A 13,778-nucleotide genomic window follows, 5' to 3' on the forward strand; every position below is an offset into this window, starting at 1 on the left:
CATTGAGTCGTTGTCATCACTCAAGGTATAACAAATTTTAATGATTTAGCATACGTTATATAGCGATCCATGTTCTTCATCAACATCATATTGACCATCAGACGTTTAGCCCCCCTCACTTGGTGGGTAACTTGTTATATATGAAGGAGGGACGCACATGAAAAGGAACCATACGATGATGCAATTTTTCGAGTGGAATGTCGCAGCTGACGGTTCTCACTGGAAAAAGCTTGCCCGCCTGGCACCGGAACTAAAGGCCAAAGGAATTGACGCGATATGGATTCCACCTGTCACCAAAGGTCAATCTCCTGAGGATACGGGTTACGGCGTCTATGACCTTTACGATCTGGGCGAATTTGACCAAAAAGGTGCAGTACGCACCAAATACGGAACCAGGGAAGATCTGCTGGAAGCTGTCGCATCCTGCGTTCGCCACGGCGTAGCCGTCTATGTCGATTTGGTCATGAACCATAAGGCTGGTGCAGATGAAACCGAAGTATTCAAGGTCGTCGAGGTCAACCCGGATAATCGTAATGAGGTCATTTCCGAGCCCTTTGATATCGAAGGCTGGACTAAATTTACATTCCCCGGCCGGCAAGGGAAGTATTCCACATTTCAATGGAACTTCGAACATTTTAACGGAACGGATTACGATGCAAGTCAGGACCGGACAGGAATCTATCGTATTTTAGGTAAAAATAAAAACTGGAGCGATAATGTAGATGATGAATTCGGCAATTATGATTATTTAATGTTCGCCAATATTGACTATAATCATCAGGATGTGCGTAAGGAAATGATCCGCTGGGGCAAGTGGCTGGTGGATACTCTACAATGCAACGGATTCCGTCTGGATGCAATCAAGCATATTAATCATGAATTTGTACGAGAGTTTGCTACAGAAATGATTAAAAAGCGTGGGCAGGATTTTTATATGGTAGGCGAGTTTTGGAAACCGGATCTGGAATCGTGTCAAAAGTTTCTGGATACCATCGATTATAAAATCGACCTGTTTGACGTATCCCTCCACTACAAACTACATAGCGCTTCCTTGGGTGGTAAGGATTTCGATTTAAGCACCATTTTCGAGGATACGCTGGTTCATACCCATCCCCTGAACTCGGTTACTTTTGTCGATAATCATGATTCCCAGCCGCATGAAGCGCTCGAATCCTGGGTGGAGGACTGGTTTAAGCCCAGTGCCTATGCACTCATCCTACTGCGCAAAGATGGTTATCCCTGCGTATTCTACGGGGATTACTACGGTATCCAGGGACAAACGCCTGTGAAAGGCAAGCAAGTTGAGCTAGACCCGCTCCTATATGCTCGGTACCACAAAGCTTATGGTGAGCAAAAAGATTATTTTGATGATCCCCATACGATTGGATGGGTTCGTCAGGGCATTCCTGAGCTGCACGGCTCTGGATGTGCTGTGGTGATCACCAACGCAAATGACGGGGAAAAGCGCATGTTCGTGGGTAAACAACATGCAGGAGAAAAATGGACCGATTTGACTGGGCATCACGATCATGCCGTGAAGATCGAACAGGATGGCTACGGTGTATTTCCCGTTCGTGCTGGCAGTGTATCGGTATGGGCACTTCCTACCGAGGAAGACAGCCTGGAAACAGAGGATACCGCGAACGCTTGATGTATATCAACTCAAAGAGGACAGGATGCAAGGAAGCGCCCTGTCCTCTTTGTATATGGAAAATCACTCCGTCACCTTGCTTTGGTTGGCCACAGCCTGTTTTTTTGCCTCAACATGACTCGGATCCCCAAGATAGAAGCGCCGTATAGGATCGATATGCTCATCCAGCTCATACACCAGTGGGATACCTGTCGGGATGTTCAAATCCAGCAGTGCAGTTTCGTCCAAATTCTCCATGTACTTGATCAAGGCTCGTAAAGTATTACCGTGTGCGGAAATGATAACCCGGTCCTTTTTGAGAATCAACGGCACGATCCGTTGCTTCCAAAACTCACCAACCCGATGCACAGTGTCTTCTAGGCTTTCCCCGAGCGGCAGCTCTTCCGGCTTAATATGGCGATAACGCTCTTCCCGATGTGGACTCCGTTCATCCTGCTCATCCAACATGGGTGGTCGCACCGTCAAACTACGCCGCCAAATATGAACCTGCTCCTCGCCGTATTGCACGGCGGAATCCAGCTTGCTGAGCCCCTGAAGAGCACCATAGTGGCGTTCATTCAGCTTCCATGACTTCTGCACGGGTATCCACAGATGATCCAGCTCATCCAAGATATGATACAACGTGCGGATAGAACGTTTTAGCACAGAAGCAAATGCCAAATCAAACGTATACCCAGCCTCCTTGAGGATACGTCCTGCCTCGATGGCCTCATGAGTTCCCTGTTCAGTCAGATCGACATCCGTCCAGCCTGTGAACAAGTTTTGTCGGTTATACACGCTTTCTCCATGCCTCACCAGCACCACTTGATACATATACCTCACTCCTCACCTATCTATCCTCTATGTTTTACCCAACTTCTATGTATTTAACGTAAAATGCATTTTTTAAACCGCCTTTTTCATACAAAAAAGGACGACATTCAGCCGCCCTTCTCTTCTCATCCTACTTAAACCATATGCAATAGTCGCAGATCTTAGTCCCTATTACTAAGCTTGGCTAACAGATCCAATATTCGTACATATAGCCACACTAACGTTACCAGCAATGCAAAAGCGCCATACCATTCCATATATTTGGGTGCACCTTGATCAGCTTGTTCCTCAATGAAATTAAAATCTACGAGCAGATTCAAAGCGGCAATGATGACGATAAATAAACTAATGCCAATACCCACCCAGCCCGTTTCATGGATATACGGAACATTCATACCGAAAAAATTCAAAATAAAATCAACCAACGTCACCAGAAAAATCGCCATCGTACATAGGACAACAAATGAGATAAAGCCACGTGTCACCTTGATGATTCGTTGTGTATACATAAAGAGCACCAAGAACAAGATACCCACAGTCAGCAAAATGGCATTAACTACAATTCCAGGGTACTCATACTCCATAAAAGCGGAAACGCCACCCAAAGCAAAGCCACTCAGAATCGCATATACAGGAGAAAGCAATGGAGCCGTTTTTGGAAAAAAGGATATCGCAAGTGCTACGCCTGCCATCCCAATAAAGCCTGCCGTCAGCAACGATAGCACCTCTACGGTTCCTTGGTAGGTCATATACCAGGTAATACTGCTAGAAACGATAAGTAGGACCAGCAGAAGTAACGTTTTGTTCACCGTTCCTCCGATGGTCATACGTTGTTCGCTAGCTTCTCTTTCATCTTCACGTAAAAAGATGTCATCACGTAAAACCGGATTGCTAAAGCTCATACAGGGTACTCCTTTTCGATGTGTTATTTACGATGTCATATGTATATATCGGCACAACCTGAAAAAAGTTTCAGAAAATTTCAAACAATAAAAAAACTCTAACCTTGCCTTTCGGCAAAGCTAGAGTTAGAGGGTCAAGTCGTTACAGATTAAAAATCAGCGGTAGCAATTTGGATAGTACCTGTTACTGCTCCAACTGGAGTCGCCTGAAGAGCAGCTACCAGCAGCAAAGCAACTTCTAACGTAAGGCTGTTGCCCGCTGGGATTACATAAGTGATCACAGGAGCATTGACGCGGGTAACCACAAGATCAACCGGATTGGCACCTGTATTATTCACAGTAATCGTAGCATTACTACCGCCTCTCAGGTTTTCAAAGAAGGACTTACCCACACCAGCAGCAAGATTGTAGAATTGCGAAGGTAAAAGAATCGCCATAGTCTTCACCTCCCTTGCGTTTGATAATGTATTCTATGCTCCCAATCTATCAACGTAACGTTAAGTGTCTCAGTAATAAGACACAATTTAAAAGACTTATAGATTAATGTACTCTCTATATATTAAAAGGAGTTGCCCTCTCAGATCCTTTGCCTAATCTGCGGACAACCTGTCATTTTGAAAGGTTAAACCATTTTTTTCATATTATAAGCCTAATCATGATAAAATACGTACCATAATGAAAAAGACCCAAGGAGGATAACCACATGAAACAGGAACTGATTGACCGCCTGACTACATATGTTCAGGTGGATACCCAATCCGACGAAAGCAGCCACACTTGCCCCACCACACCCGGACAGCTCACATTGGGCAACCTCCTGGTAGACGAACTGAAATCCATCGGTATGACAGACGTAACCATTGATGGTCATGGTTATGTAATGGCAACCCTTCCCTCCAATACGGATAAAGAAGTGCCCGTCATTGGTTTTCTGGCACACCTTGATACGGCTACTGAGCTAACCGGCGCAGGAGTGAAGCCACAGTTGACGGAGAATTACGATGGAGGCGATATCACGCTGAATGCCTCGCTGGGTGTAGTACTTTCTCCACGTGAGTTTCCCGAATTGACTCAATATAAAGGCCATACCCTAATCACAACAGATGGTACCACCCTGCTCGGTGCAGACAACAAAGCTGGCATCGCAGAAATCATGACAGCAATCCACTATCTGATTGATCATCCAGAAATTCAACATGGCAAAATTCGCGTTGCTTTTACACCGGACGAAGAGATTGGAAGAGGACCTGAACGCTTTGATGTAGCCGCTTTTGGTGCTGAATATGCTTATACAGTAGACGGCGGACCGCTCGGAGAACTGGAGTATGAGAGCTTCAATGCCGCAGCTGCTCATATTACCATTCATGGTGTGAATGTACATCCTGGTACGGCTAAAAACAAAATGATCCACGCTGCCAAAATCGCTATGGAACTGCACAGTAGATTACCTGCGAATGAAGCCCCGGAATATACAGACGGGTATGATGGCTTCTATCATCTGTTGGAGTCTACAGGCACAGCAGAACAAGCCAAACTGTACTATATTATCCGCGATTTTGATCGCGAGAGCTTCGAAAACCGGAAAGCTTATTTGACAAATATCGTAAAAGAGCTCCAGGCTGCCTATGGAGATAACCGCATCACGCTGGAGCTGAGAGATCAGTATTACAACATGAAAGAGAAAATCGAGCCTGTCAAACATATCGTCGATATCGCACATGAAGCAATGACAAAGCTGAATATTGAGCCCATTATCAAGCCGATTCGTGGAGGCACAGACGGTTCACAGCTGTCTTACATGGGACTGCCTACACCGAATATTTTCACAGGTGGGGAGAACTATCACGGTAAGTATGAGTATGTGTCAGTGGACAACATGGTGCTTGCCACCAAGGTTATTGTGGAAATCGCACAATTGTTCGAGCAACGCGGCAAGTGAACCACTTATACACACACTGACACGTTTAGATTAAACATGAAGGCATATCGTTTCGTAATGGAAACGATATGCCTTTTTTATTGAAGCTCTCATATCCTTTAAATTTTCGATACCTTTATAACTTTTATCCGTCTTCAGACCGACAATTATATAAGACTATAAAAAATATATTTAGTAAAGAAAGGTAGGCAGTCCACTTGAATACAATAGATGCATTAATTGTAGCCATTCCCTACATACAACAGGTTATGCGTGAGAAAGTAACCCTTGCTCTCTTCGACCGCACTCACGTTCTTGCTTACACCCAATCAGAGGGTATGGACCTCGGCTTTGAAACAGGCTCGGAGCTGCTGGAGGACTACAAAAATTTTGCCATGCTTAAAAATGGACATGAGGCCAGCTTGACCCACATTCCGGCTGAAGTCCTGGGATATCCTCTTGATATGATCAGTATTCCTGTCTTTGACGATAAAGGGGACGTCATCGCAGCGTTTGCCGCCTCCTATAATTTGACCAACAAAAATCAACTGGATCAAATCGTATCCGAAAACCTCTCCATTACCGAGCAGCTCATTGAGATGGTGCAACATGTAACAGCGCATTCGGAGGAGTTACAGGCTACCAGTGAACACATTTTGAAGAACACCCAAATTGCCGTACAAAACTCGGGTAAAATTAATCAGGTTGCTGTATTTATCAAAGAAATTTCCGATCAAACCAACCTGCTTGGATTGAATGCTGCGATCGAAGCCGCACGTGTCGGAGAAGCAGGAGCAGGCTTCGGTATCGTTGCTCAAGAAGTACGCAAGCTGTCCGTAGAGTCCAAAAAAGCGACGGTCGATATCGAGGGAGCCCTTAAGGATGTACAGAACTCCATTCGTCAGATGGAGCAGGAAATAGAGCAAATTGTTTCTTCTTCTCAAGAGCAGGCGACTCTGGTAGGCTCTTTCACCGAAGTCATGGAGCGTATGCAAAAGGCGAGCGAAACGATGCAACATCTGGCCGATAACCTGACTTCCTATATTGTAAAATAAATAACATCGTTTCTTTGCATGAGAAAGGGGAGCGCACTGATCCGCAAATGGCGAAAAAGTGCGCTCCCCTTATTTACACAATCCCTACTGGGTCTGACGATCGAAGTCTGAAATCAAGCAGTAAAAGAAAAAACACCATGATTCGAAGGATGCACGGAGTCTAAATCTCCCAATGTATTTCCTATCGGAAGAGCAACACTAAGAAACGCTAAGACCATAGTTATCGAGCTTAATGCCTTTTTCATTATGAAGCCCCCTTAATAAAATGGTTTGGTATTGCTCTTGCTGGGACGGTGTTGCCAAATCTCGGTAAGTCTCGAATAGTGCAATCAGTGTTCTAAAATCGGCATCGGCTTCTACACCAATAGAGAATTGCAGAGAAACAAGGATATAATTCAAGGCAACGATATACTGCTTCTTTTTCAAATAGTAAATAGCTAATTGGTTGACCAGTTTTAAATAATATACGCGGTTGGCTCTATCTTCATAACCTTCAAATATCTCAATATCATCGGCAAACTCGTTCAGCAGTTCATCAATATCCCAATTGTTCAAGTTAGCTGCTTCAGTAATACTAACCAATCCTGGTAGTAGCTCCTCGTCATTGTTGTGAAGAAACTGAACATATTCCGGTAAAAGTTCCTTCTTCCCCGAAAGTAAATCAATCATATATAAATTGGCCTTGGCGAGAAAACGGAATCTCTCTACTTCTTCGTGACCGCTTTGATCCAGCCCCATAAACCAGCCCATTTCGCTATACTTCATAATATAATCTCTGGCTTCCTCATACTGGCCTATATTCTGATAATAAATCGATTTCGCTAGATAACTGTAAGCATAATAAAACACCAGCGGGTGTTTGGTGTCCAATGTCTCATACTTGCCGTCCGCAGCATTTCTCAGTTGGGTGTGATACAGGCTTTCAGCCAACGAATGCAAATAATCCGCAACCTTGTTCGCTTCATCCCAATCATTATGCGTGTAGCTGATTCTAAATAACTCGCAAGCTTTATCAAGCGCGTGGCTGTCCGACAACAAATAAATAGCTCCCCTTTGATTCAGGACCTCTTCCACTAAACCCCGCCTCCCTATCCTGAAAATTACGGTCACCCCTAGCCTTGTGGCTATTCTTCAGGGTAGTTATGCTATTAGCCCCATTTTTACATGCCAGTATATTACAAATATAGTCAAAGCCTAACTTGAAGTCAATTTAATCATCGGTACATTCATATTTTTGCAATCTGACATGGATATGTATATTTACGAGTCACGAATAGAGGATTTTCATTATTGAAATAATGCTAAAGAAGACAAAAGATTGGCTCTCTTATGAGTGGTTTTTATGATCTATAGTATCGTCAGGGTAACTACGTTACGAATTAGTGCGTACTTTTCAACCGAATACCGGGGCCTTACAATCAAACCTGTGCACGAAAGCAAAGTATAGAGTACGACTCAACAAAGCATGTACCTATTCACCAAAATACAAATTCACTTAAGGAGTGAAGTTAATAACATGGAACTTCAATTGGCTTTAGACTTGGTAGATATCCCACAAGGTATTGCATTGGTAAAAGAAGTCGAATCGTATATTGATATCGTAGAAATCGGTACGCCGATTGTCATCAATGAAGGACTTCACGCTGTAAAAGCAATGAAAGAAGCATTTCCCAATCTAAAAGTGCTGGCTGACCTGAAAGTTATGGACGCAGGGGGATATGAAGTGCTGAAAGCTTCCGAGGCTGGTGCCGATATTGTGACGATTTTGGCTGTAGCTGAAGATGCAACGATCAAAGGTGCTGTAGAAGAAGCTAAGAAACAAGGCGGCAAAAAAATCCTGGTGGACATGATCGGTGTTAAAAACCTGGAGCAACGTGCGAAAGAAATTGATGCTTTAGGCGTTGACTACATCTGTGTGCATACAGGCTACGATCTGCAAGCGGAAGGACAAAGTCCGTTCGAAGCATTGCAAACCGTCAAAAAAGTCGTAAAAAACTCCAAAACAGCCGTAGCTGGCGGCATCAAGCTGAGTACATTGGCTGAAGTGGTAAAAGCTCAACCGGATCTGGTTATCGTAGGCGGCGGTATCACTGGCGAAGACGACAAAAAGGCTGTAGCCTCGCAAATGCAGCAGCTCATTAAACAAGGTTAATCCCAATGGAGACCTCTCAATATTTATCCGAGGTAATCAAGGAGCTGCAATTCGTTCCACAGCTAATCAGCGATACCGAATCGGAACAGCTGATCCACTCCATCGCTGCTGCGAATAAGGTATTCGTAGCAGGAGCGGGGCGCTCAGGGTTCATGATTCGCTCGCTGGCCATGCGGCTGATGCATATGGGAATTCAAGCTTACGTCGTTGGGGAAACCGTAACCCCTGGTTTAAGCGAGGGAGATCTACTGATTATCGGTTCAGGCTCTGGTGAAACTAAAAGCCTAGCCTCCATGGCAGACAAAGCGAAAAAACTCGGGGCCTCACTGGCGCTTCTTACCACCTCCCCCGAGTCCACCATCGGCAAACTGGCCGATATCATCGTTAAGCTGCCCGGCGCACCCAAGGACCCATCCAACAAGAATTACCAAACCATTCAGCCCATGGGCTCACTGTTTGAACAAACCCTGCTGCTGTATGGCGATGCGTTGGTACTCAGAACGATGAAGCTGCGCAAGCTGACTTCCGAATCCATGTATGGTCAACACGCCAATTTGGAATAAAACTGCTTTTTCCTTTACGATAACAAAGCAGGCTGTCCCTACATGTCCGAGCATGTAAGAACAGCCTGCCTATTGTGTTTAAATGAAGTAAAATCTTAGTCTTCTACTCCTCTGTCTCAAATCATTTATTCATTACTCCCTACTGGCAGCGGCGGCACTTTGGATGGATCAACCAGCGCCCAATATGCATATTTGGCCTTTAACCGTTCATCGAACAGCAGCGGCTTATCCACCCGGGCAATCGGGAATGTACTGAGCCACGTATTGCCATCATCTGTTCCCCAAATGGTCACATTGCTGAGATGTTTCTGCTGTCTTGTAAACATATCGAACAGCGCCTGATAACGATGAGCCTGCCGGATCAGTAGAGCTTCAGGAATCGTTTCGTAGCGATCCGTATCATTCGAGTAGAGGCCCATATCCAGCTCTGTGATCTGATTATCCAGCCCGAGTGAAGCAAACTTTTCGATGGATTGCTCGATTTCGGCAATAGTAGGGAACTCCAGGCGGATATGCGATTGGTGACCTACGCCATCAATCGGTACACCTTTGGCAAGCAAATCACGCACCAGATTGTACAGAAAATCCCGTTTCTTCGGTTCATGGGTATTGTAATCGTTAATGAACAACCGCGCGTTTGGCCCCGCCACTTCCCTCGTGACACGGAACGCTTTTTCAATATAATCGGTTCCTGTAATCTGATACCACTTGCTACGGCGCATACCGTCTGGCTGATCAGGATCAATGACCTCATTCACCACATCCCAATCGGTAATAACATTTTTATAACGAGCGGCAACAGCACGAATATGCGTCTCCAGGCGATCCAGCAAAAGCTTTTTATTCTCAGCAGTCGGTGTCATCGGCTGTCCATTTTTGTCCTTAAACATCCAATCCCCGGTTTGGTTATGCCACACTAAGGTATGGAAACGAATTTCCAATCCGTGCTGTTTTGCAAATTGCACAATTTGGTCTGCTTCCTCCCAATGGAACTGCCCCTCGGATGGTTGCAAGGAGACAGGCTTCATCGCATTCCCTGCAACGACGCTGTTAAAATGCTTCTGTACCAGTTCCCCGTAAGCCCCTTCGGTCTGGAAAGCCTCAATCGCTGTGCCGATGCTGAACTGTCCCTGATATAATCCATGCAAAGAAGGTATGTCCTTCTCAATCGCCAGCGGCGGCACCAGGGACAATTCGAAATCATCCATATAAAAGGAAGACGTCCCTTCTGGCGATTCCAGGTACATAGAAACGGCATCTGTGTCATGTGCGAGCGTATACGTGCCAGCCAAATGCATCCATCCTCCTGTCGTAATCGCCGTATCGCCTACAATCGTTTCATATGCACTTTGTCCTTGGTAATCACGCTGTACGCTGAGCCTCACCTTGGCAGGCTGCTCACCCGGCGCCAGCTTCACCCAGGTGCTGACCGTATAACGGTTGCCCTTTTGCATCGTGGCAGTCACGTCCAGCTTGGGACCGGCATATGCCTTTTGTCTGCCTGTTGTCAGCAGACTGTATGAGCCGGTCCGTGCATCGGCATTCGAGACCTGCACAGTCTCGGCTCCTAAGCGGGATACCCAACCTTGGGCTGTGCCATCTTCAAACCCAGATACAATCCCACTTGTAGGATTCGTTGGTGTTACTGATACCTGCCTAATTTCCACCTCATCCACATAGTAGGCCTGAGCGGGGTTCGAGTTCTCCACATACAGCTTCAATGCATTCATCTCCCCGGTAAACGTATATCTCCCCTGAAGCTTGATCCACGAAGTATCTGCTGTTTCCGTCTGTGCTACAGTCTTCCATGCTGTAGTCCCCCCTGTCGGCTGCTGCTCCATCGTAAGCTTAATCACGCTTGGAATTGCCGCATTGCCGTCCAGTTTCACATACCCGCTAATTTCATACTCCACATCCGGCAGCAGCAGCGGCTTCACATCCAGCTCTGCTCCGTTCCAAGCCGCCGTACGAGCGGTTGCCTTCAGACTGTGCGTACCGCCATAGGCCGCTTCCGTGACGGATGCAATTTGGGTATAAGCTCCCCGGGGCTTCCAGCCGTCACTGTTTCCTTGCTCAAATCCATACGCTCCAATGATCTTCCCTGCCGATAGCACCTTGTCCGAAACCGACGGAGAATGTTCCATAGACGAAGCTGCCTTCGCTACAGACGTTCCCCACCATCCGATAGGTGATAACAACAGCACTCCAGCCAGCACTAGACAAAAAGGCGTATACCAACATGACCGCACAGCAATCCCTCCTGCACTCAAATTTTTGAATTCATATTTGGCACTCTTGGATTATAGTTATCTGCGGATTGGAAATGGCTCTTAGAATGAATGTAAAATATTCACTATCCTTTGACGCCTCCCAAGGTCATACCCTTCACAAAATATTTTTGTAAAAACGGATAGACTAAAATAATAGGCACTGAAGCAACAATCGTCATCGTGGCACGAATAGAGGTAGGCGTAACCGCCTTCGCCAAATTTTCCGACCCTGCAAATTGGCTGGCATAGTCCTGAGCGTTAACGGACGTATTGGAATTTTGCAGAATTTTCATTAGCTCATATTGGAGAGTGCTCCATTGCTCATACGACGAATTGTACAGAAATACATCGAACCAGGAATTCCATTGCGAGACCGCCGTGAACAGGGATACTGTTGCCAGCACTGGCACACACAGCGGCAAAACAATGCGCATAAAAGTAGCAAACTCGCCAGCCCCATCAATACGCGCCGACTCCAAAATCCCCTCTGGCAATCCCTCAATAAAGGAGCGAATGACTATGACATTAAACACCCCGATCAAGCCCGGCACGATGTACACCCAAAAGGTTCCCAGCATCCCAAGCTCACGAATCAAGAGAAAATTGGGGATCAATCCACCGCTAAAATACATCGTCAAAATAAAAGCAATCGAAACAAATTTGCGCAGCACATATTCCGGTCGGCTGATCGTATACGCCACCATCGCGCAGCAAAACACCGAGGTCACTGTACCTGCGACCGTACGTAATACAGAAATTAACGTAGCATGGAAAATCGTCGCTTCCTTGAATACAAATTCATAATTACTCCACGTGAATTCACGCGGCCACAAATAAATCCCGCCCCGAATCGAGTCATTCGCTTCATTTAATGAAACCGCCAACGTATTTAAAAATGGATACAGCGTGAACACCATTAGGCATAGCATAAACATAACATTGCACGCATCAAAAATCCGATCCGAGGGCGCCCGAAATCGCCCGTGTACGGCCTTCCCTTTGCCCATGACTTCCTCTCCTTTCTAAAAAATAGCCTAGTCCTGCACTTAAATCCGATTGATTATTCTTAGAGTTTGTTGGTACTGTTACTTGGAACTATCATTTTGAGTGGTTATATCTAGTGGCAATTGGAGTGAATTATGTGGATTATTTTTGGGACTATAAGAAGTCGTGTTGTAGTTCGTTGGTAAGGTCTTGATGAGGTCCGCGAAGCGGCCTGTTAAAAATCCACTGACCTTCCCTGTAGAATGGATGAGCAAGTTCCCCTGCTACAACCCTCAGTTCTTAAAAAATGACTTTACGGAGGATAGCAGCGGAGCGGGCGGAATTGTTCTAAAGAAGCGGAGCGTTCACCTTTATTCCCGGATTTTAACCTATGATTTTTATTCCAATAAGAAAATCCGGGGATAACAGTGATCGGAAGAACAATCCGCACGCGAAGCGACCTTCTCCCCCGTAACTCACTCTTTTTTAGAACAACCGCTCCTCCCCTAACCGCTTCGCAATATGATTGGCGCTAAACAACAGAATGAAGCTAACCACCGTTTTGAACATTCCAGCAGCAATGGAAAGCGAAAAGTTCCCCATCTGGATACCATATTTCAGGACGAAAATATCTAAGTTTTCCGAGTAATCCACGTTCATGCCGTTGCCCAGTAAATATTGCGGTTCAAAGCCTGATTCCAGCAGGTTGCCAATGTTCATAATGAGCAGGATGATAAATACAGGCTTTAATCCCGGCAAGGTCACATGCCAAATCCGCTGAAACCGCCCTGCTCCGTCCATCTCGGCCGCTTCATACTGCGAGGGGTCAATCGTGGTCATCGCGGCCAAATAAATGATGGTATTCCAGCCGACATTTTTCCATACCTCCGACGCTCCGAGAATCCCCCAAAAGTAGCTTCCCTCACCCAACCACAGAATAGGTTCCTTAATGAGTCCAAGCCACATCAGCACCTCATTGACAATACCGCCGTCTGCTGATAGCGCCGTACTAATAATACTGGCCGCAACTACCCACGAAATAAAATGTGGCAAGTAGCTGATCGTCTGCACCACTCGCTTAAATACAATCTGACGAAGCTCATTCAGCAAAATTGCTAGTGTTATAGCGGTAACAAATCCCAGCACCAGATTAATAAAGCTCATCGCCAGCGTATTGCGCATCACCCGCAGAAAGTGTTCATCCTGAAATAGAAAACGGAAATGCTTCAATCCAACCCATTGCTGATCAAGCAGCTTGCGGGCAGGCTTAAAATCCTGGAAGGCAATCGTCCAGCCCCAAAGAGGTAAATATTTAAAAATAAGCAGCCAGATTAAAAAGGGGACGGACATCCATACGAGTGCACGCTGCTGATTCAGCTTGTGTATGAATCCCCTAAAGCCGGTTCGCCGTGAGAGCGGCAAATGGCCCGAGGAGGTCGTAACAGGTGGCGGTGACGTGTAGCTCATAGC

12 protein-coding genes are annotated in these 13,778 nt (G+C 45.8%); 5 read left to right on the top strand and 7 right to left on the bottom strand.

The window, feature by feature from the left end:
• The first annotated feature begins 157 nt into the window (after positions 1-157).
• Positions 158-1,651, top strand: coding sequence for an alpha-amylase (locus ACUC6J_RS23640; RefSeq protein ID WP_447249510.1), 1,494 nt, complete (start codon positions 158-160; stop codon positions 1,649-1,651).
• Between the two features lie 63 nt (positions 1,652-1,714).
• On the opposite strand, the gene gpmA is transcribed toward ACUC6J_RS23640, so the two are convergent.
• The 3 genes from gpmA to ACUC6J_RS23655 form a co-directional block, all read right to left on the bottom strand.
• Entirely contained in the window at positions 1,715-2,464 is a 750-nt protein-coding gene (gene gpmA, locus ACUC6J_RS23645) for a 2,3-diphosphoglycerate-dependent phosphoglycerate mutase (RefSeq protein WP_016822688.1), read from the bottom strand.
• 161 nt (positions 2,465-2,625) lie between these two features.
• Positions 2,626-3,366 carry a Bax inhibitor-1/YccA family protein gene (locus tag ACUC6J_RS23650; protein ID WP_447249511.1) on the bottom strand — a complete coding sequence of 247 codons (741 nt, stop codon included), beginning with the start codon at positions 3,364-3,366 and terminating at the stop codon, positions 2,626-2,628.
• Between the two features lie 149 nt (positions 3,367-3,515).
• Positions 3,516-3,803: a hypothetical protein gene (locus ACUC6J_RS23655; protein WP_019688939.1), complete on the bottom strand. Its 288-nt coding sequence runs from the start codon at positions 3,801-3,803 to the stop codon at positions 3,516-3,518.
• A 266-nt stretch (positions 3,804-4,069) separates the two neighbouring features.
• Between ACUC6J_RS23655 and pepT the strand changes: the two genes are divergently transcribed.
• The gene (gene pepT / locus ACUC6J_RS23660; protein ID WP_016822686.1) at positions 4,070-5,305 is read left to right on the top strand and encodes a peptidase T; all 1,236 of its coding nucleotides are present in this window, start codon (positions 4,070-4,072) and stop codon (positions 5,303-5,305) included.
• Positions 5,306-5,502: 197 nt separating this feature from the next.
• Positions 5,503-6,339, top strand: coding sequence for a methyl-accepting chemotaxis protein (locus tag ACUC6J_RS23665; protein ID WP_016822685.1), 837 nt, complete (start codon positions 5,503-5,505; stop codon positions 6,337-6,339).
• Between the two features lie 198 nt (positions 6,340-6,537).
• Here ACUC6J_RS23665 and ACUC6J_RS23670 read toward each other — a convergent pair whose 3' ends face one another.
• Entirely contained in the window at positions 6,538-7,413 is an 876-nt protein-coding gene (locus ACUC6J_RS23670) for a DNA-binding protein (RefSeq protein WP_090888969.1), read from the bottom strand.
• 442 nt (positions 7,414-7,855) lie between these two features.
• Between ACUC6J_RS23670 and hxlA the strand changes: the two genes are divergently transcribed.
• Both hxlA and hxlB read left to right on the top strand, forming a co-directional pair.
• Complete coding sequence (gene hxlA, locus ACUC6J_RS23675; protein ID WP_013312540.1) at positions 7,856-8,491, top strand: 3-hexulose-6-phosphate synthase; 636 nt, start codon at positions 7,856-7,858, stop codon at positions 8,489-8,491.
• 5 nt (positions 8,492-8,496) lie between these two features.
• Entirely contained in the window at positions 8,497-9,054 is a 558-nt protein-coding gene (gene hxlB, locus ACUC6J_RS23680; RefSeq protein WP_016822682.1) for a 6-phospho-3-hexuloisomerase, read from the top strand.
• Between the two features lie 125 nt (positions 9,055-9,179).
• Here hxlB and ACUC6J_RS23685 read toward each other — a convergent pair whose 3' ends face one another.
• The 3 genes from ACUC6J_RS23685 to ACUC6J_RS23695 form a co-directional block, all read right to left on the bottom strand.
• Positions 9,180-11,303 carry an endo-1,4-beta-xylanase gene (locus ACUC6J_RS23685; protein WP_447249512.1) on the bottom strand — a complete coding sequence of 708 codons (2,124 nt, stop codon included), beginning with the start codon at positions 11,301-11,303 and terminating at the stop codon, positions 9,180-9,182.
• A gap of 104 nt (positions 11,304-11,407) precedes the next feature.
• A complete protein-coding gene (locus ACUC6J_RS23690) occupies positions 11,408-12,331 on the bottom strand; it encodes a carbohydrate ABC transporter permease (protein WP_447249513.1) in 924 nt (307 codons plus the stop codon).
• A 463-nt stretch (positions 12,332-12,794) separates the two neighbouring features.
• Positions 12,795-13,775 carry an ABC transporter permease gene (locus ACUC6J_RS23695; protein WP_016822679.1) on the bottom strand — a complete coding sequence of 327 codons (981 nt, stop codon included), beginning with the start codon at positions 13,773-13,775 and terminating at the stop codon, positions 12,795-12,797.
• Positions 13,776-13,778 lie beyond the last annotated feature (3 nt).

Source organism: Paenibacillus sp. JJ1683, from assembly GCF_053006485.1.